The sequence below is a fragment of the Arthrobacter sp. SAFR-044 genome (assembly GCF_059414985.1).
Genome location: NZ_JBPFDN010000001.1, coordinates 374,368 through 393,602 on the forward strand (window position 1 = coordinate 374,368; position 19,235 = coordinate 393,602).

Below are 19,235 nucleotides of genomic sequence, written 5' to 3' on the forward strand. Positions count from 1 at the left end.
ACAAAGCCCCGCAGGCCGCTATGCCGCTGCCGCCTGGAAGTGCCGTTCAATGAGGCCTTTGATGTCCTCGTGGCAGCCGCCGCATCCGGTGCCCGCCCGGGTGGCCTTGGAAACATCCGCCACCGTGGAGCAGCCATCCGCCACGGCGGCGGAGATGGCTGTCCCGCTGACGCCCGCACACCGGCACACGGTGCCCGCGGGGTCAGCAGCCCCGCCTCCGGGCAGCTGGTCCGGTCCATCCAGGCGCAGGAGCAGTGACCGGTCCGCGGGCAGCTCGGCGCCCCGTTCAAAAAGCCCCACGAGTTCTGCGGCGGTCCGGGGCATGCCCACCGCCACCAGGCCTTCCAGCACACCGCCCCGGGTGGTCATCTTGACGTACCGGCCATGCTCCGGATCTGCCCACTGCGACACCTGCAGGCGCGGCCTGCCGTTGACCGCACCGGCGGTGAGGGCTTCCTCGTCCCACGGCTCCGCGGCGTTGTCTCCGGCCACGGCCAGATTCATGCCCCGGGCTTTTAGGACAACGACGCCGGGCTGTTCCGGTGGCAGCGCGGGCAGCAGTTCGGCGTCCGCGCCGGCGCCACCGGCCAGCAGGGTGAGGTAGCCGGCCAGCCATTCGGCCTGCCGCCAGCCGGGGCCGACCAGCCCGGAGGGTCCTTTGGCATTGCGGCAGTCGGCGCAGTCGGCGTCCGGGCAGCGGACTTCGGCGCAGTCGCCAATGGCAAAGATGTGCGGCTCGTGGTGCGCCCGCAGCCGGTGGTCCACCAGGATCCCGGTGCCGGTGGAGAGGCCGCAGCCTTCGGCCAGTTCCGTCCGGGGACGCACACCGCACGAGATGACCAGGAGGTCGCCGTCGATCGCGGATCCGTCGTCGAGCAGCAAAGCCGAGAACCCGCCGTCGGGCGCGTTGTGCTCAACACCGGTGGAACGGGCATTCCCGGCCACCCGGACACCGCAGCGGCGCAGCCCCGCAGCAAGGACCGCCCCGCCGCCGCGGTCGATGCTGCGGCCCAGCGGGTGCGGGCCGTTGTGGACCACGGTGACCGTGGCGCCTTCCTCAGCGGCGGCCAGCGCGGTTTCCAGGCCCAGGACGCCGCCGCCCAGGACCACCACGCGCTTGCCTCCGGCCACGGCCTGCCGCAGCACCTGGGCATCGCGGAGGTCCCGCAGTGCCGTGACTCCGGCGGGCAGCACAGGGGAGGACGGGTCCGGGTTGATGCCGGTGAGGTTGGGGATCACCGGGCGGGAGCCGGTGGCAAACACCAGCCTGTCGTAGTGCACGGACGTGCCGTCGGTGAGCACCACCTGCTGCCGCGCCCGGTCCACCCGCCGGACCCTGACTCGCAGCCGGACGTCCACGCCCTCGGCAACCAGCTCAGCGGTGTCGGCGAGGGCAAGGGCGCCGGCGGTGGTTCGGCCAACGCCGAGATCGGCAACCAGGACGCGGTTGTAGGCGGCCTCGGCTTCCTCGCCCACCACCGTGAGCCTGGCGTGTCCGCTGCGCACGGCGGGCAGGAGTTCGTCCACCAGCCGGGCGGCCACGGGACCAAATCCCACAATGACAATCTGCTCGCTCATGAGGCCTCCGTTGTTTGAAGCATGCGGGCGGAACCGGGTGCGGCCACGGGCCGGACCCAAACAGTGTTGAACTTGAACTCGGGCATCCCCGAGACCGGATCGGTGGCGGCTTCGGTCAGCCGGTTGGCGCTCTCGGCCCCCGGAAAGTGGAAGGGCAGGAAGACCGTCTCGGGGCGGATGCCGGTGCTGAGCTCGGCCCGGCACACCACTTCGCCGCGCCCGTTCGACACCGACACCAGGGTTCCGGCGGCGATGCCCAGGGCGTGGGCCGCCCCCGGGTGGATCTGCATCCGGGCCTCGGGCTGGGCGGCGGCCAACTCGGCGACCCGGCGGGTCTGGGCCCCGGACTGGTAGTGCTCCAGGAGGCGGCCGGTGATGAGGGTCATGGCTTTGCCGGCTGGGTCTATTGCGTGCCCGGCGGCTTCAGCCTCGGGGGTACGACGGCGGCGCGGCGCCACCGGGACCATGACTGCATTGCCGTCGGGGTGGGCGAAGCCGTCCCGGAACAGCCGCGGCGTTCCGGTGCTGCCGGCCGGGTACGGCCAGTAGGCGGCCTCACCGCGGTCCAGCATGGCGTAGTCGATGCCGGAGTAGTCGGCCAGGCCGCCCGCGGAAGCCAGCCGGAGCTCCTCGAAGACAGTCTCCGGATCCTCGCTGTAGGTGGAGGGGGCATCCAGCCGCTCCGCGAGGCGCGCCATGATCCAGAGCTCGCTGCGGGCGCCGGCGGGAGGGGAAATGGCGCGGCGTCGGCGCAGCACCCGGCCTTCCAGGTTGGTCAGGGTGCCTTCCTCCTCGGCCCACTGGAGCACCGGAAGGATCAGGTCCGCCTCCGCGGCGGTTTCGGACAGGAAGAAGTCGCAGACCACCAGGAAGTCCAGGCTCCGCAGCCCCTCGATCACGGCGTTGGCATCAGGTGCCGCCACCGCGATGTTGGAGGCGTGCACGAAAAGGCACCGGACGCCGTCGGGCTTTCCCAATGACTTCAGCAGCTGGACGGCGGGCAGGCCGGGGCCGGGGATCAGGTCTTCGGGGACGCCCCAGACCGCGGCGACGTGCGCGCGGGCGGCGGGGTCGGTGATCTTGCGGTAACCGGGCAGCTGGTCGGCCTTCTGGCCGTGCTCGCGGCCGCCCTGGCCGTTGCCTTGTCCGGTGAGGGTGCCGTAGCCGCTGCGGGCGGAGCCGGGCAGGCCCAGCAGGAGGCTGAGGTTGATGGCCGCGGTGGCGGTGTCCGTGCCGTCCACGTGCTGCTCCACGCCGCGGCCGGTGAGGATGTAGCTGCCGCCCTTGCGGGCGCCGGCGGCGAGCAGGCGTGCGGTTTCACGGATCAGCTCCGCGGGGACGCCGGTCAGGGACTGGACGCGTTCGGGCCAGAAGGCGTTCACGCTGCGGACGACGCCGCTGTAGCCCGAGGTGCGCTCTTGGAGGTAGGCGGTGTCCACCAGGTCCTCGTGGATGACCACGTGCGAAAGGCCCAGCAGCAGGGTGAGGTCGGTGCCGGGAAGGGGCTGGAGGTGGAGGCCGGCGCCGTCGGCCGTGAAGGCCGCGGTGGCGGAGCGGCGGGGATCGACCACAACCAGCCCGCCGGCGTCGCGGGCGCCCTGCAGGTGCTGGACGAACGGCGGCATGGTCTCGGCAACGTTGGAGCCAAGCATCAGGATGGTGCTGGCGGTGTCCAGGGCCTCGAGCGGGAACGGCAGCCCGCGGTCCACGCCGAAGGCGCGCATTCCCGCGGCGGCCGCTGAGGACATGCAAAACCTGCCGTTGTAGTCGATCCGGGAGGTGCCCAGCGCCAGCCGGGCGAACTTGCCCAGCTGGTAGGCCTTTTCATTCGTGAGCCCGCCGCCACCGAAAACGCCGACGGCGTCCGCACCGTACCGGGCGCGGGCGTCCTTCACTGCCGCAACAGCGAGGTCGAGGGCCTGGTCCCAGGCGATGGGCCGGTGGATGCCGTCGGCACCTTTGAGCAGGGGCTCGGTGATCCTGCCGGCGTGGTTCAGGAGCGTGGCCGAGGTCCAGCCCTTGCGGCACAGGCCGCCGCGGTTGGTGGGGAAGTCCCGGCCGGCAACGTCCAGTTCGGGGGATGCCTTGGGGCTGGCAGGTGTGGGGGCTGGGCCCGGCCCCGGCTGCGAAGCCGGGGCCAGGTCCGCCGGGGACGTGAGCGTCATGGCGCACTGCAGGGCGCAGTAAGGGCAGTGCGTGTCGGCGCTTGTGGTCATGTTAGACGTGTCCCATCGCGTTCCGGCCGGCGTTGCGGATGTAGCAGGTCCAGCAGACCACCAGCATCAGGACGTACGCGCCGACGAATCCGTAGAAGGCCGGAGTGTAGGAGCCGCTGGCGGTGCTGGAGGCATTGAGCACCTGGGGAATCACGAAGCCCCCGTAAGCGCCGATCGCGGAGATCAGGCCGAGGGCCGAGGACGCGAGCCGCTGGGTGGCCACGGAGCTTGCACCGTTGCGGGCAGCCCGGCTTGAGGTGGCAAAGATGACCGGAATCATCCGGTACGTGGCCCCGTTGCCGAAGCCGCTGGCGGTGAAGAGCATCAGGAAGAGGACCAGGAAGAGCAGGAAGTTCTTCAGCGGCAGGGTCCAGACCATGGTCAGCGTGATCACGGCCATCGCGGCGAAGGCGGACACTGTCATCCGGGCTCCGCCCATCCGGTCTGCCATGCGGCCGCCGTAGGGGCGCGCCAGGGATCCCACCAGGGGGCCGAGGAACGCCAGGGACAGGGCCACGCTTCCCACGGCGATGGAGGAGAACTCCGGGAAGTAGTCCTTGATCAGCTTGGGAAACACGCCGGCGAAGCCGATGAAGGAGCCGAAGGTGCCGATGTACAGCAGCGCCATGATCCACAGGTGCGGTTCCTTGAGAGCTGCGACCGAGCCGGCCACGTCACCCTTGGCGCTGGTGAGGTTGTTCATGTACTTGAAGGCGCCGAAGGCGGCCAGCAGGATGAACGGGACCCACATCCAGCCCGCCATGGGAAGGTTGACGGTGCCCGCGGCAAGCAGGGTAATGACGATCGGAACGGCAAGCTGTGCGACGGCGGCGCCAAGGTTCCCGCCGGCGGCGTTCAGGCCCAGCGCCCAGCCTTTTTCCCGGGCCGGGTAGAAGAACGTGATGTTGGCCATCGAGCTGGCGAAGTTGCCGCCACCGAAGCCGGCCAGGGCAGCGACCAGGAGCATGACGCCGAATGGGGTGTCCGGATTGGAGACGCAGAGGGCCAGCCCGGTGGAGGGGATCAGGAGCAGCAGGGCGGAGACGATGGTCCAGTTGCGGCCGCCGAAGCGGGGGACCATGAAGGTGTAGGGGATGCGGAGGGTGGCGCCCACCAGGCTTGGCATGGAGATGAGCCAGAAGATTTCCGAGGTGGAGAAGGTGAAGCCTGCGGCGGGAAGCTGGACCACAACGATGGACCACAGCTGCCAGACGACGAAGCCGAGGAACTCGGCGAAGATGGACCAGTTCAGGTTGCGGCGGGCGATGGCCCGGCCTGCGGCCTCCCACTGCTCCTTGTTCTCGGCATCCCAGTTGGCGATCCAGCGGCCGGGACGGAATTCAAGGGCAGGGGCGTCAGTGGTGCGGGTAGGGCCGGGCTGTGCGCTGGCGGATACGGCATCGACGGTGCGGTCAACAGTCACGGGTTACCTCCTTCAGGGGATGTTGTTCCTCCAAGGTAGGGACGGCGCGTTTCGCGGACGGTCGATGTTTGTTAACGCGCTGTGACTTTTGCCTATCCGGCGCGGCGGGCCGGCGTGAGGCGGTCCGGGGCCCGGAATGTGAGACGCACAACACAGGTCCGCATAATGGACGTTTCGTCCATTGACTGGACGTGGCGAAGTAAGATCGAACTCTAACTATTCGCGCCGGGAGGCAGCACCCGCCTGCGCCCGGCCGGTCTCACGAAAGCGTTTACCCATGTCATCCACCGATACCACCAAGGTGCCTGGTTCGCACCAGCCGGTGAACTCCCGCGGCCGCGTCATCGTCGCCAGCCTGATCGGCACCACTGTGGAGTTCTACGACTTCTACGTCTATGCCACGGCCGCCGTGCTCGTGTTCCCCAAGCTGTTCTTCCCGGGTGCGAACGAAACCACCCAGCTGCTGAGCTCCTTTGCCGTCTTCGGCGTGGCCTTCATTGCCCGCCCCCTCGGCTCCATTATTTTCGGGCACTTCGGCGATAAGTTCGGCCGCAAGGGAACCCTTGTTGCGTCGCTGCTGACCATGGGCATCGCCACTTTCCTTATCGGCTGCCTCCCCACCGCGCTGGTTCCGGGCTGGGAGTTCCTGGCGCCGGCATTGCTGGTGGTCATGCGCTTCGCCCAGGGTCTGGCCCTCGGCGGCGAGTGGAGCGGGGCCGCGCTGCTGGCCACGGAGAACGCGCCCGCCAACAAGCGCGCCATCTACGGCACCTTCCCCCAGCTCGGTGCCCCCATTGGCTTCATCATCGCCAACGTCATCTTCCTGGTGGCCAGCTACACCCTGACGCCGGAGGCCTTCGCAGCATGGGGCTGGCGCGTGCCGTTCCTGCTCAGCGCCGTCATGGTGATCCTGGGCCTCTACGTCCGGCTCAAGCTGATCGAAACCCCCGCCTTCACCAAGGTGGTGGAATCCAACGAGGTGGCCAAGCTGCCGCTGGGCCGCGTCTTCAAGTCCAGCTGGCGCCAGCTGATCCTGGGCACCTTCATCATGCTGGCCACGTACGTGCTCTTCTACCTGATGACCACGTTCACGCTGACCTACGGCACCAAGCCCACCCTGGAGGGTGCCAAGGCAGCAGCCGAAAAGGCCGGTAAGCCCATGTCCGAGGCCGCAGCAGCCGCGTTCGTTCCGGGCCTTGGCTTCAGCCGGAACGATTTCCTCTGGATGCTGATTGCCGGCGTCGTCTTCTTTGGCATCTTCACCCTGGTCTCCGGGCCGCTCGCTGAAAAGTACGGCCGCCGCAAGATGCTCATGGCCGTCACCGCCGGCATCTTCGTCTTCGGCCTGCTGTTCGTCCCGCTGTTCAGCGGCGGCTTCGTGGGCACCATGGGCCTGCTGATCCTTGGGTTCTCCCTCATGGGCCTCACCTTCGGCCCCATGGGAGCGCTGCTGCCGGAACTGTTCCCCACCAACGTCCGCTACACCGGCTCGGCCATCAGCTACAACTTCTCCAGCATCCTGGGTGCCGCCGTGGCCCCGTTCATCGCCGTCGCCCTGTGGGAAGCCGCCAAGGGCAGCCCGGTGCTGGTGGGCATCTACCTGACCTCCATGGCCGTGCTGACTTTGATCGCGCTGTTCCTCACCCGCGAAACCCGGGACGTGGACTACGAGAACAACGTCGCCTGACGGCCCTCAGAAATGCCCGGCGGCCCCTGGTGGCCTGCCGGGCATCTTCGTGTCTGGACAGTCACAGCGTTCACCGCGCGTAGCGGGCCACGAAGTTCTTCAGTACGGCCATGGGTTCGGTGACGGTGAAGCGGCGTGCGGCGGCCATGAGCTCCCCGGCCGAATCCGGCGGGAAGTACCCGGCGTGCCGGTAGATGTCGATCCGCGTCACCAGCCCCTCGGCGTCCAGCTCGGGGTGGAACTGGGTGGCATAGAGGTTCGTCCTGATGCGGAACATGTGGACGGGGCAGGTGGCGGCACGTGCCAGCAGGACCGCATGCGGGGGGAGTACGCTGACGGCTTCCTTGTGCCCGGTGAAGGCGGTAAACGTCCGGGGCATTCCCTGCAGGATAGGGTCCTGCAGCCCCTCATCAGTCAGTTCCACCTCCACGGCGCCGAGCGGCTCACCGTAGGTCCGGTCGATCACCGCACCTTGGTGGCTTCCCAGGGTGCCGACTCCGTAGCAGGCGCCAAGGAACGGGAAATCAAGGTCCACCAGCTGGTCCAGGAGCGCTGCGAGCTCCTGCTCCACCCGGCGCTGGACCGGGCTCTTGTGCTCCGGCGGGTCGCTGGAGGTAAACGGGCTGCCGCCGACGATGACGCCGGAGTACGTGGAAAGGTCCAGTGGGGGCAGGGGAGCTGCTTCGAGCCGGATCCGGTGCAGCTCCCGTTCCTCCAGCCCGCCGTACCTCAGGTACGCGGCGTACTCGTCCTCAGCGGCGGCCTCTTCCGCGCGGGAGGCCAGGAGCAGGAAAGGCAGCATGTGCTAAGTCTGCATCCTGCCGGGCGCCCCTGCCAGCATCCCGGCTGCGAGGACAATGCCGGCAGCGGACCACCGCCGGAAGCCAGTGGCCACTCCAGGGTCAGGCCGGGGGCTGCGTGAGTGACCGGCGGGACTGCGGCCGGGCCGCGGGGTCCGCGTGGCGGTGCACCAGCTTCCAGTAGCCCTCCTCGCGGCGGAAGATGCTGGTCACGCGCAGCGCGAACTCCTCCGTGGTGGCGGCGCTGTCCAGCCGGGCCCGGAAGTGTTCGGTCTCCAGCAGGTACGCGGTGTCGCGGGCCGTGTAGGAGGTGACGGTGTCGAAGCCCAGCATCTCGCCGTCGCGGAACTGCCGCGCCGCCTGGTCCAGCCGGGCCTCCACCTGGGCCCAGCCGCGGGCTATCCCGCCGAACGGGTTGGCCAGGGTAACGTCATCCAGCCGGGAGTACAGTTCCTTGATCGGCGCAGGGTTGCCCCGGGTGATCTCGGGGACCGCCTGGTGGTAGCGGTCCACTTCTTCCTGGAAACTTGGTGCGAGCATGGCTGCGTGTGCCGCTTTCTAGTCTTCGATGGTGGCGATGATGGCGCCCGCGGACACCGTCTCGCCCGCCGTTGCCGTCAGGCCCGTGATGGTGCCGGACCGGTGCGCGGTCAGGGGCTGCTCCATCTTCATGGCCTCGAGGACCACCACCAGGTCGCCTTCGGACACCACGTCGCCGTGGGTCACGGCCACCTTCACGATGGTGCCCTGCATGGGGGAGGTCAGCGCGTTGCCGGTGGCGGCTGTGGGGCCGGCGGAGCGGGAGCGCTTCTTGGACTTGCCGGGCTTGCCGGCGGCGGCAGCTGCCGTCCCCGGGGTTCCCAGGGAAGCGGGAAGGACCACCTCGAGCCGCTTGCCGCCCACCTCCACCACCACGCGCTGGCGGTCCTCGGCGGAGCCCTCGGCGTCAGCAGCGGAGTCCGGGGTCCAGGCCGGCAGGTTGTTGGTGAATTCGGTTTCGATCCAGCGCGTGTGGACCTTGAAGGGCCCTTCGGCGGGTGCGAAGGCGGGATCGGAGACCACCGCGAGGTCGAACGGGATGACGGTGGGGATGCCCTCCACCACCATTTCCTCCAGGGCGCGGCGGGCGCGCTGCAGCGCCTGCGGGCGGCTGGCTCCGGTGACGATGAGCTTGGACAGCATGGAGTCGAAGTTGCCGCTGATGACGTCGCCCTGTTCCACGCCGGAGTCTACGCGGACACCGGGACCGGTGGGGTTCTTCAGGACGCGGAGGGTGCCGGGGGCGGGCAGGAAGTTGCGGCCGGGGTCCTCGCCGGTGATGCGGAATTCGATGGAGTGCCCGCGGACCTCGGGATCGCCGTAGCCCAGTTCCTCGCCGCGGGCCAGCCGGAACTGCTCGCGGACCAGGTCGATGCCGGTGACTTCCTCGGAGACGCAGTGCTCCACCTGCAGGCGGGTGTTGACCTCGAGGAAGGAGATGGTCCCGTCCTGGCCCACCAGGAATTCGCAGGTTCCGGCGCCCAGGTAGCCGGCCTCTTTCAGGATCGCCTTGGAGGATTCGTAGAGACGGCGGTTCTGGTCCTCGGTGAGGAACGGTGCCGGTGCTTCTTCCACGAGTTTTTGGTTGCGCCGCTGGAGGGAGCAGTCGCGGGTGGAGACCACTACCACGTTGCCGTGGGCGTCGGCCAGGCACTGGGTTTCCACGTGCCGGGGAGCGTCCAGGAAGCGCTCGATGAAGCATTCGCCGCGGCCGAAGGCGGCCGTCGCCTCGCGGACTGCGGATTCGTAGAGTTCGGGAATTTCTTCCCGCGTGCGTGCCACCTTGATGCCGCGCCCACCGCCGCCGAACGCGGCCTTGATGGCTACCGGCAGGCCGTGCTGGTCGACGAACTCCAGGACTTCGTCAGCGGATTCGACGGGGTCGGCGGTGCCGGGGACCAGGGGGGCGCCCACCTTTTCGGCGATGTGCCGGGCCCGGACCTTGTCGCCCAGGGCGGAGATGGCGTCAGGGGAGGGCCCGATCCAGGTGATGCCGGCGTCGATGACGCGGGCAGCGAACTGGGCGTTCTCGGCCAGGAAGCCGTAGCCGGGGTGGATGGCGTCGGCGCCGGACTGGCGCGCGGCGTCAATGATTTTGTCCATCACCAGGTAGGACTCCGCGGCGGTGGTGCCACCGAGGGCGTAGGCCTCGTCAGCGAGCCGGACGTGCAGCGCGTCGCGGTCCGGGTCAGCGTAGACAGCCACGGAGGCAATGCCCTCGTCGCGGGCCGCCCGGATGATCCGCACGGCGATTTCGCCGCGGTTGGCGATCAGCACCTTTGTGAGGCTGGGCTGCGTGGTTCCTGCGGACTGCTCCAAATTTGCTGACAAGGCGTCTCCTTCTTTCCTTCAGGGAGCCTAGCGCGGTTCTGAGGGTTCCGCCGATATTACTTGCGGAATCCGCGTGTAAAGGAGCCTTCCTTTGTAGGGAAGCTACAAGCAGCGCAGAAAAGCGGGTACTTTACCGCCGCGGCCAGAGGTCCGTGATGCGCACGTTGGCGGCAGCGAGCAGGCCGCGCAGCGTGGAGACGGAAAGGCCGACGACGGCGTGCGGGTCGCCGTCAACCTTCCTGATGAAGGCCCCGCCCAGGCCGTCGATGGTGAAGGAACCGGCACAGTGCAGTGGTTCACCTGTGGCGATGTAGGCGTCGATCTCCTCCGGGGCCATGTCCAGGAAGGAGACCTCGGCGGAGGCGACCGCCCCGAGCGTGGCGCCCGAGCCGCGTCCGCCGGCGCCGTCGTCGTCCGTGTCCCTGCAGTCAACCAGCCAGTGCCCCGTGTGCAGCACCCCCGCACTGCCGCTCATCCGCAGCATCCGTTCGCGCGCGACGTCGGCGGTGTAGGGCTTGCCGTGCGCCTCGCCGTCGAACTCGAAGACGGAATCGCAGCCCAGCACCAGGGCGCCTTCTGCTTCCGGCAGCGCAGCTACTGCCTCGGCTTTGGCGCGGGCCAGCAGCAGCGCGGTGTCGTGCGGGTCCGTGACGCCGTACCGTTCCTGGACGGCCGCTTCGTCGACGTCGGAGACCAGCACGGTGTGCCGGATGCCGGCCTCGGCCAGGAGCTTGGTGCGGGCGGGGGACTGGGAGGCAAGGATCAGATGGTGCACGGTTTCAGCCTAGTGGACCAGTTCGGCGGACACGGGCGCGGCCTGGCCGCGGTTGAGCTTGGCGCCCTCCACGTCCACGTCCGGCAGGATCCGGTCCAGCCAGCGGGGCAGCCACCAGGACTTGGCGCCCAACAGGTACATGACGGCGGGCACGATGGTCATGCGGACCACGAACGCGTCGAACAGCACGCCGAAGGCCATCGCGAAGCCCAGCGGCCGGACCATGGTGAGGTGGCTGAAGATGAAGCCAGAGAACACGCTCACCATGATGATCGCGGCGGCGGTGACCACCGCGGCTGCGTGCCGGAAGCCGACGCGCACCGCTTCCTTGGCTGATGAGCCGTGCATGTAGGCCTCACGCATGCCCGAGGCAATAAACACCTGGTAGTCCATGGCCAGGCCGAACAACACACCGATCAGGATAATGGGCAGGAAACTCAGCACCGCGCCCGGGTTGGCCACGTCGAAGACGTTCCCCAGCCAGCCCCACTGGTACACCGCCACCACGGCGCCGAAGGCGGCCGACAGGGACAGCAGGAAGCCGCCCGTGGCCAGCAGCGGGACCACGATGGAGCGGAACACCAGCAGCAGCAGGACCAGGGAAAGTCCGACGACGATCGCCAGGTAGGGCGGCAGGGCGTCGCCGAGCTTGGTGGAGACGTCCACGTTGCCGGCGGTCTGCCCGGTCAGGCCCATGGCGACGTCGTAGTCGGCCTTGATCCCGCCGTTCAGGCCCCGCAGTTCGGAGACCACCTTGACCGTGCTGGCGCTGGCCGGGCCTTCCTCGGGGATGACCTGGAACACGGCGGTCCGGCGGTCCTCGCTGAGTGCCACCGGCACGGCGGCCACCACGTTGTCAACGGCGCGGAGCTTGTCCGCGATGTCGTACTGCAGCTTCTGCGCCTGGGCTGCGTCAAGGTTCGCGGGGAACTCGCCCACGGCCACGATGGGGCCGGTGACGCCCTCGCCGAAGCTGCGGGCGGTCAGGTCGTAGGCCTGGTAGGCCTCGGACTCCACGGGCTCGGAGCCGCCGTCCGGCAGTGCCAGCTGGAGCTGGGTGGCGGGCAGGGCCAGGGTGCCCAGCAGGAGGATGCCGGCGGTCAGTGCGACCCAGGGGTGCTTGGTGACCAGGCCGCCCCACCCGTGGGTGCTGCGTTCGCGGTCGGTGGCGAGATCGGCTGCCTCGTGGTCCGGTTCGGCGTTATGCGCCTTGGACTTGGCCCAGGCCCGCCTCGAGATGATGCGGCGGCCAATCAGGGACAGCATGGCGGGGGTCAGGGTGATGGCAACGAGCACCGCCACGGCCACGGTTCCCGCGGCGGCGAGGCCCATGACGGTGAGGAACGGCAGCCCGGGGACCACCAGGGCGGCAAGGGCGATGATCACGGTCAGGCCGGCGAAGACCACGGCGTTGCCGGAGGTGCCGTTGGCCCGGGCCACGGACTCTTCAGGGTCCATGCCGGCCAGGAGCTGCGTCCGGTGCCGGTTGACGATGAACAGGGAGTAGTCGATGCCGACGGCGAGCCCCAGCATGAGGGCCAGCATGGGGGAGATGGAGCTCATGTCGAAGAGGCCGGAGAGTGCAAAGGTGATGCCGACGCCCACGCCAACGCCGATGATGGCCATCAGCAGCGGCAGGCCGGCGGCGATCAGCGTGCCCAGCATGAGGATGAGGACCAGTGCGGCGACGGCGATGCCGACGATTTCAGCGGTGCCGAACAAGGCCGAGATGTCCTCGGTGATTTCCTTGCTGGCCAGGGCCGTGACGCCGACCGAGGAAGTCCCGTGGGCGATCTCCTGCACCTGCTTCCGCACCGCCGGGGCCAGCCCGTTGATGGAGGTGTTGAACTGCACCTGGGCCACCGCGGCCTTGTTGTCCTCGGACACGAAGCGGATGGCTGAGGCCGCCTGGGCCTGGCGCTTGCCAAGCTCCAGCTTGGCCTTGTTGGCCTCCAATTCCTGGGCGCCGGCGTCGAGCTTGGCCTGGCCGGCTGCCAGCGTTGCTTTCTGCTGGCCCAACTGGGCTTCAACCAGCGCCGCCGGGGCTCCCGCGGCAGTGAGCTGCTGCTCCGCCGCTGCCAGCTGTGCCTTGCCTGCCTCAAGCTGCGCCCGGGAGGCGTCCAGCTGTGCCTGGCCGGCTGCGAGCTGCTGTTCGCCGTCGGTGATGGCCTTGCCCGCCTGGTCCACCTGGGCCTGGGTGGCGAAGGGGTCCACGGTACCGCGGACCTCGGGGATGGTCTGGAGTTTCTTCAGCGCATCCGTCACGGCTGCCCGGCTCCCAGCCGTGAAGCCGCCGTCGGGCGCTTCGAAAACGATCGTTGCGCTGCCGCCCGACGCTGAGGGCAGCTCCTGCTTGAGCTTGTCCGCGATCCGCTGGGTCTCGGTGCCCGGAATCTGGAAGTTGTTGGACAAGGTGCCGTGGAATGCGGCGGCAGAACCGCCCACGGCCACCAGCACGGCAAGCCAGAGGGAGATGACAAGCCAGCGCCGGCGGTAGGAGAACTTGCCGAGGCGGTAGAGGAGGAGTGCCATGCGGGAGAACCGATCTGATCAGGAGGAACGGGAGGCGGACGGGAAAGCGGTGGTGTTGAAGCCGGCGCCCAGCAGGGCCATGGCGTCGATGAGCAGTTGGCGGAGTTCTGCCAGGGAAGCGGGTGACAGGTCGGGGCCGCGCCGGTTGAACCAAACCTCCATGGCGGCCTTTCCACAGGAAATGATGGAGCCCGCCAGCGCGTGGATATACAGCTCGTCCTGCCCGCCGTGGGTGCCGGCAAGGCGTTCCCGGGCAACGGTGAAAACCTGGGCCCGGCAGTGGTCCCACGCCTCAAGCTCGGTATGGGACATCAGCGGGCTCTGCTGGGTCAGCGTGAACAGTTCTGCAAGCGGTGCTATGGCTTTTGGATCCGCCAGGGCCACCAAGGCGGCCTGGGCCGACTCCAGCATGGGTTCGTCGGACGGCCGGAGGCGCAGTTGCTGGATGGCGTTGTCCAGGAAGCCGTGGACGATGGACGCAAGCGCCGCGTCAGTGCTGCTGAAGTAGTTGAAGAAGGTGCGGCGCGAAATCCCTGCGGCGTCGGCGATATCCTCCGCCGTGAAGTTCCCCGGCCCCTTGCCGCGCAGGAGCTCCAGTGCGGCGTCCGTGATGGCTTGTCGGGTGGCGGCCTTGTTCAGCTCGCGCCGTGACGGGGCGGCGGATCCGGCGTCCTGCGATGCGTCGGGCGGGGAAAAGGGGCTGGGCACGTACTTACACTATGTGCAAGTTTGCACTGAATGCAAGTTATCTGCGCGGGGGGCTCGGGCGCGCGGTGCTTACGGATTCACAGGAGAACGAAAGGTTCCCAACAGCCTCTGCTGAACCTGGTCGCGGATGCTTGGAATGTCCCGCCACGAGGCGTATCACCAGCAGCCGTCAGGCGACGGCGAATCAGGAGACAAGAAATGACACGCACGAAGAAGATGACCCTGGGCCTGTCAGCCGCGGCGCTGGCGCTCGGTGCAGGAATCGGCGTAGCCGGCATGGCCTCTGCCACCACCACAACTCCCGCTCCGACGCCGAGTGCAAGTTCCAGCGCCTCCGCTGACGGCGGCACCGGCACCGGCCACGACGGCATGGGCAGGCACGGCGGCCGCGGCGGCCACGGCATGGAGCAGGCCTCCGCGCTGGCAGCGAAACTCGGTGTGGACGAAGCCAAGGTGACTGACGCGCTGAAGGCCTTCCGCGACGCCAACAAGCCCGCCACTCCGCCCGCCGACGGCCAGAAGCCGGACCCAGCCGCGCGCGAGGCCGCGCTCGCCAAGTCCCTGGCTGAGTCGTTGGGCATCGATGAGGCGAAGGTGACGGCAGCCCTTCAGGAGATCCGCACCGAGGAGCAGTCAGAACACGCTGCGGCACTCAAGACCCGCCTGGACCAGGCGGTCACGGACGGCAAGCTGACCCAGGCCGAGGCGGACGCCGTCACCAAGGCCGTCCAGAATGGCGTGATCGGGGGCGGCGGCCGCTGACCAGTGCCGGCGGGGCAGATAGTCCTTAAAGCAGACAGTCCTTAAAGATGAAGAACGTCCCCGGGAGCAATTCCCGGGGACGTTCTTCCCCGTGCGACGGGGCTGTTACGCCTTTGCATCCTGCAGTTCGCGGGGTGCGGTGTCGGCGCTGGTGCCGTCCGTGGCGGTTTCGCCGGCCACGGCATCGCTGCCGGTCTCTTCCTCAACAAAGGGCGTGCCGTTGCGGGGTGCGTTGTACAGCGACTCGTCCAGGATGCCCTGGCGCTTGGCCACGATGGTGGGGACCAGGGCCTGGCCCGCGACGTTGACCGCGGTGCGGCCCATGTCCAGGATGGGGTCGATGGCAAGCAGGAGCCCGACGCCGGCAAGGGGCAGTCCCAGCGTGGAGAGCGTCAGGGTGAGCATCACCACGGCGCCGGTGGTGCCGGCGGTTGCGGCGGAGCCGAGGACGGAGACCAGGGCGATCAGCAGGTACTGGCTGAAGTCCAGGTGGATGCCGAAGAACTGGGCCACGAAGATCGCGGAGATGGCCGGGTAGATGGCAGCGCAGCCGTCCATCTTGGTGGTGGCGCCCAGCGGTACTGCGAAGGAGGCATAGGCGCGGGGGACACCCAGGCTGCGCTCAGTGACGCGCTGGGTCAGCGGAAGGGTGCCCACGGAGGAGCGGGAGACGAAGGCCAGCTGGACGGCAGGCCATACGCCGGAGAAGTACTGCTTGATGGACAGGCCGTGGCTGCGGACCAGGACGGGGTAGACCACGAACAGCACCAGGACCAGGCCCGCGTAGATGGCTACGGTGAACTTGCCCAGCGAGCCGATGGTGTCCCAGCCGTAGACGGCAACTGCGTTTCCGATCAGGCCGATGGTGCCCAGCGGCGCGATGCGGATGATCCACCACAGCACCTTCTGGATGACGGCGAGGGCTGAGGCGTTGAGGCTGAGGAACGGTTCGGCGGCTTTGCCCACCTTGAGTGCGGCGACGCCCACGGCGATGGCGATGACCAGGATCTGCAGGACGTTGAAGCTGACCGAGGTGGTGACGGCGCCGGACTCGGCAACGGTGGAGCTGGCGCCCAGGCCCAGGAAGTTCTTGGGGAAGAGGCCCACCAGGAAGGCCCACCAGTCACCGGACTTGCCGGTGTACTTGGCGTCCCCGGTGATGCCGGTGTTGGCGCCGGGCTGCAGCAGCACGCCCAGGCCCATGCCGATCAGCACGGCGATCAGGGACGTGATGGCGAACCACAGGAGGGTGTTCCATGCCAGCCTGGCGGCGTTGGATACCTGGCGCAGGTTGGAGATGGAGCTGACGACGGCGGTGAAGATCAGCGGAACAACGGCCGTCTGCAACAGGGACACATAGCTCGAGCCGATGGTCTGCAGGGTGGCGCCGAGCGCATTGGGGTTGGCCTTGGTGCTGCCGGTGTACTTTGCCAGCAGGCCGAGGCCAAGACCCACAATGAGGGCGGCGATGATCTGGAAGCCGAACGAACCCGCCCATTTGGGGAGCTGGAATCCGGTCTTCCCTGCGGGGGAGGGGGTGCTTGTCTGAGTGCTCACCAGAACAAGCTAGACCTCCGCCAATATCACGTCGAACCAACATTGAGAAATATTACGCGGCCATAATGCACTCCGGAGCGTGAAAAGCCCGGAGAATCAGGGCCCATGACGGCATTTGTTACTTATTCCCGGCAGGGGTGTGCTTAACATCTCGTGTTTCATGGTGCTTCCGGACCGTTAGGTAGAGCCGGTGCGCGGTGATCACCAGTGCCAGCCAGGCCGCGCCAAGCGCCCATGCGGCCAGGACGTCCGTGAGCCAGTGGTGTCCCAGGAAGATCCTGCTCAGGCCAATCGCCACAGCGAAGAGGGCTGCTGCCGCCGCCGTGAGGATGCGGGCGCGGTTCGAGTGGAGCCGCAGGATGATGAGGTAAGCCACGATGCCGGCGATCACCACGGCGTTAAGCGAGTGTCCACTCGGAAACGATGCCGAGTGCTCGTAGGGCGGCACCGCATCGCTGAGGTCCGGCCGGGTGCGTCCCACGAGGCGCTTGCCGGCGATGGTCATCAGCAGCGAACCCAGACCGGCGGTGACGATCAGGATGACCGGGGTCCAGGAGCGGCGCCGGAGAGCCAGGCCCGCCATGATGGCAACGGCCAGGACCGGCATGCCGATGGTCCCGCCAACGTCCGTGAAGGCCGTGACGACCACGTCAAGCGTGGGGGTGCGGAGGTCCTTGCTGGCCGCCAGGACCGGATGGTCGAGTCCCGCCACCCCATCGGCGGCCACTACCGCTTCATAGACTTCGCTGAAGGCAGCGGTCAATACCGCGGAAATGACGGCCCCCACCAGCAGGGTGAGGATCAACGCGCCGTGCGGGCCCAGTACCTGGCTGATGCGGTGGACCACTCCCACCAGGCGCCGGCCTGTCCGGGTGTCCCATCTGGTGAGGTCCTTGGCACCCACGGACGTGTCCTGGCGCAGTTCGCCACGCACCCCTGTCTCGGCCGGCGTCCCTTGGAGGTTCGTCAACATCGTCTCCCTGCTCATTCGGCAATGCGCACCACAGCAATTTAGTAAGCAAGCTTATTGATTGCTGTGCGCGCTGTCCACCAACTGCCGTGGGCACGGTCCACCCGCCAGGGATCCGCCAGGAGGATGGGCCGGCTAGGTGAGGAGTGCCCGGCGCAGGGTATCGAGTCCGACAGAGCCGATGTTGAGGGCCTTGGTGTGGAACTCCCTGAGGTTGAACCCGGGCCGTGCTTCGAGTTCCGCACGGATTTGTTCCCAGAGGCGCTGGCCCACCTTGTAGGAGGGAGCCTGGCCCGGCCAGCCAAGGTAGCGGGTGAACTCGAAGTTGAGCTGGCCTTCGCTGATGGGGAGGTTCTCCTTGAGGAAGCTGTATCCCTTGTCGGCGGTCCAGGTGCCGGTTCCCCAGCGTTCGGGCATCTCGAGTTCCAGGTGCACGCCGATATCGAAGACCACCCGGGCCGCCCGCATGCGCTGCATGTCCAGCATGCCCATGTGGTCGCCGGGATCGTTCAGGTAGCCCAGTTCCTGCATGAGTTTTTCGGCGTAGAGGGCCCAGCCTTCGCCGTGGCCGGAGGTCCAGCAGACGTTCCGGCGCCACTTGTTGAGCAGCTCGCGCCGGTAGGTTGCGGTGGCCACCTGGAGGTGGTGGCCCGGAACGCCCTCGTGGTACACAGTGGTGGTTTCCGCCCAGGTGGTGAAGGTATCCTCGCCGGCGGGGACGGACCACCACATGCGGCCGGGGCGGCTGAAATCGTCGGACGGGCCGGTGTAGTAGATGCCGCCCTCGTCGGTGGGGGCGATCCGGCACTCCAGTTTCTTCATTACATCGGGGATGTCGAAGTGGATCCCGGCGAGTTCGGCCACGGCCTTGTCGGAGAGGCGCTGCATCCATTCCCGGAGCGCATCGGTGCCCTTCAACTGCCGTGCCGGATCGTTGTTGAGGATGTCCTTCGCTTCGGCAATGGTGGCGCCCGCCTTGATGGTGGCCGCCACCTGTTCCTGCTCCGCGATGAGGCGGTCCAGCTCCCGGACGCCCCACGCGTAGGTTTCCTCCAGGTCCACCTCTGCACCCAGGAAGGAGCGGGAGGCCAGTGCGTAGCGGGCCCTGCCCACCGCGTCCTTTTCGGGTGCCGCGGGGAGCAGCTCGGTGCGCAGGAATTCCGCCAGGCCGGTGTAGGCGCGGCGGGCGGCGTCAGCGCCGGCGTCGAGCTTTTCCTGCAGCGCCGCCGGCAATGGCCCGGCGGAGGTGGAGGCATCCGCCGCCAGGTTGGCGAAGAAACCGTCCGCGGCGGCGTACTTGGCCACCTGTTCGATGACGATCCGCACCTGGCGGGCAGCGGCCACTTTGCCGGCGTCCTTGGCCAGGCGCAGTGACTCGGTGTAGCCGCTGATGGCAGCCGGCACATTGTGGGCGCGCCCGGCGATGTGCTCCCAGTCCTGTTCGGTGTCGGTGGGCATGAGGTCGAAGATGGCGCGGATGTCCTGGGCCGGGGAGGCGATGTTGTTCAGCTCCGCGTATTCCCAGCCGGAGGCGTGGATCAGCAGCTGCAGGCCCAGCCGCTCCTGCATGGCGTCCAGGGTGACGGCGTCCACGTCGTCCTCAGGCTCCAGGCCCTCCAGTGCCATGAGGGCTTCCCGGGCTGCCTCGGCGAAACCGGCGATGCCGGCAGGGGAGAAGTCCTGGTATTCCGTCTCGTGTCCCGGCAGGCCAAGGGTGGTGGCGAAGGTCGGGTTGAGCCTGATCAGGGTGTCAGTGTAGGTGTCCGCGACGGCGTCGATCCGGGTGTGCGGGCGCGCGGCGGGGGAGGTGTCTGTAGTCACACCCCGAGACTACCCGGCCACGCGACGGGGCAGTGA

14 protein-coding genes are annotated in these 19,235 nt (G+C 68.2%); 2 read left to right on the forward strand and 12 right to left on the reverse strand.

The window, feature by feature from the left end; genetic code table 11:
* Window positions 1-18: 18 nt before the first annotated feature.
* From ACR65J_RS01640 to ACR65J_RS01650, 3 genes are read right to left on the reverse strand one after another with little or no spacing between them, the layout of a single operon-like run.
* Window positions 19-1,578 carry an FAD-dependent oxidoreductase gene (locus tag ACR65J_RS01640; protein WP_440165479.1) on the reverse strand — a complete coding sequence of 520 codons (1,560 nt, stop codon included), beginning with the start codon at window positions 1,576-1,578 and terminating at the stop codon, window positions 19-21.
* Window positions 1,575-3,794, reverse strand: a complete 2,220-nt coding sequence (locus ACR65J_RS01645; RefSeq protein ID WP_440165481.1) for a molybdopterin oxidoreductase family protein — start codon at window positions 3,792-3,794, stop codon at window positions 1,575-1,577. The genes ACR65J_RS01640 and ACR65J_RS01645 overlap by 4 nt, the downstream gene beginning before the upstream one ends.
* Window position 3,795: 1 nt before the next feature.
* Complete coding sequence (locus tag ACR65J_RS01650) at window positions 3,796-5,217, reverse strand: MFS transporter (protein ID WP_440165483.1); 1,422 nt, start codon at window positions 5,215-5,217, stop codon at window positions 3,796-3,798.
* Between the two features lie 277 nt (window positions 5,218-5,494).
* Between ACR65J_RS01650 and ACR65J_RS01655 the strand changes: the two genes are divergently transcribed.
* Window positions 5,495-6,904, forward strand: coding sequence for an MFS transporter (locus ACR65J_RS01655; protein ID WP_440165484.1), 1,410 nt, complete (start codon window positions 5,495-5,497; stop codon window positions 6,902-6,904).
* A 70-nt stretch (window positions 6,905-6,974) separates the two neighbouring features.
* On the opposite strand, the gene ACR65J_RS01660 is transcribed toward ACR65J_RS01655, so the two are convergent.
* The 6 genes from ACR65J_RS01660 to ACR65J_RS01685 all read right to left on the reverse strand — a co-directional run bounded on the left by ACR65J_RS01660 (window position 6,975) and on the right by ACR65J_RS01685 (window position 14,089).
* Window positions 6,975-7,706 carry a glutamine amidotransferase gene (locus tag ACR65J_RS01660; protein WP_440165485.1) on the reverse strand — a complete coding sequence of 244 codons (732 nt, stop codon included), beginning with the start codon at window positions 7,704-7,706 and terminating at the stop codon, window positions 6,975-6,977.
* Between the two features lie 100 nt (window positions 7,707-7,806).
* Entirely contained in the window at window positions 7,807-8,244 is a 438-nt protein-coding gene (locus ACR65J_RS01665; RefSeq protein ID WP_440165487.1) for a YybH family protein, read from the reverse strand.
* 18 nt (window positions 8,245-8,262) lie between these two features.
* Window positions 8,263-10,074, reverse strand: a complete 1,812-nt coding sequence (locus tag ACR65J_RS01670) for an acetyl/propionyl/methylcrotonyl-CoA carboxylase subunit alpha (protein ID WP_440165489.1) — start codon at window positions 10,072-10,074, stop codon at window positions 8,263-8,265.
* A gap of 130 nt (window positions 10,075-10,204) precedes the next feature.
* On the reverse strand, window positions 10,205-10,849 hold the full coding sequence (locus tag ACR65J_RS01675; RefSeq protein ID WP_440165491.1) for a Maf family protein: 645 nt from the start codon (window positions 10,847-10,849) through the stop codon (window positions 10,205-10,207).
* Between the two features lie 9 nt (window positions 10,850-10,858).
* On the reverse strand, window positions 10,859-13,381 hold the full coding sequence (locus ACR65J_RS01680; protein WP_440165492.1) for an MMPL family transporter: 2,523 nt from the start codon (window positions 13,379-13,381) through the stop codon (window positions 10,859-10,861).
* Window positions 13,382-13,399: 18 nt separating this feature from the next.
* Window positions 13,400-14,089: a TetR/AcrR family transcriptional regulator gene (locus ACR65J_RS01685; protein ID WP_440165494.1), complete on the reverse strand. Its 690-nt coding sequence runs from the start codon at window positions 14,087-14,089 to the stop codon at window positions 13,400-13,402.
* Window positions 14,090-14,287: 198 nt separating this feature from the next.
* Between ACR65J_RS01685 and ACR65J_RS01690 the strand changes: the two genes are divergently transcribed.
* Window positions 14,288-14,851 carry a hypothetical protein gene (locus ACR65J_RS01690; protein WP_440165495.1) on the forward strand — a complete coding sequence of 188 codons (564 nt, stop codon included), beginning with the start codon at window positions 14,288-14,290 and terminating at the stop codon, window positions 14,849-14,851.
* 105 nt (window positions 14,852-14,956) lie between these two features.
* Here the strand turns inward: ACR65J_RS01690 and ACR65J_RS01695 are convergent, their stop codons facing one another.
* From ACR65J_RS01695 to ACR65J_RS01705, 3 genes are all read right to left on the reverse strand, one after another.
* A complete protein-coding gene (locus ACR65J_RS01695; protein ID WP_440165497.1) occupies window positions 14,957-16,408 on the reverse strand; it encodes a dicarboxylate/amino acid:cation symporter in 1,452 nt (483 codons plus the stop codon).
* A gap of 118 nt (window positions 16,409-16,526) precedes the next feature.
* A complete protein-coding gene (locus ACR65J_RS01700; RefSeq protein ID WP_440165499.1) occupies window positions 16,527-17,396 on the reverse strand; it encodes a phosphatase PAP2 family protein in 870 nt (289 codons plus the stop codon).
* Window positions 17,397-17,513: 117 nt separating this feature from the next.
* Window positions 17,514-19,199 (reverse strand): DUF885 domain-containing protein, encoded by a 1,686-nt coding sequence (locus ACR65J_RS01705; protein ID WP_440165501.1) that lies wholly within the window; start codon window positions 19,197-19,199, stop codon window positions 17,514-17,516.
* Between the last annotated feature and the right edge of the window lie 36 nt (window positions 19,200-19,235).

Coding starts and splice junctions, on each gene's coding strand:
- ACR65J_RS01640 (WP_440165479.1), bottom strand. CDS start 1,578: ATGAGCGAGCAGATTGTCATTGTGGGATTTGGTCCCGTGGCCGCCCGG.
- ACR65J_RS01645 (WP_440165481.1), bottom strand. CDS start 3,794: ATGACCACAAGCGCCGACACGCACTGCCCTTACTGCGCCCTGCAGTGC.
- ACR65J_RS01655 (WP_440165484.1), top strand. CDS start 5,495: ATGTCATCCACCGATACCACCAAGGTGCCTGGTTCGCACCAGCCGGTG.
- ACR65J_RS01660 (WP_440165485.1), bottom strand. CDS start 7,706: ATGCTGCCTTTCCTGCTCCTGGCCTCCCGCGCGGAAGAGGCCGCCGCT.
- ACR65J_RS01665 (WP_440165487.1), bottom strand. CDS start 8,244: ATGCTCGCACCAAGTTTCCAGGAAGAAGTGGACCGCTACCACCAGGCG.
- ACR65J_RS01680 (WP_440165492.1), bottom strand. CDS start 13,381: ATGGCACTCCTCCTCTACCGCCTCGGCAAGTTCTCCTACCGCCGGCGC.
- ACR65J_RS01690 (WP_440165495.1), top strand. CDS start 14,288: ATGACACGCACGAAGAAGATGACCCTGGGCCTGTCAGCCGCGGCGCTG.
- ACR65J_RS01700 (WP_440165499.1), bottom strand. CDS start 17,396: ATGAGCAGGGAGACGATGTTGACGAACCTCCAAGGGACGCCGGCCGAG.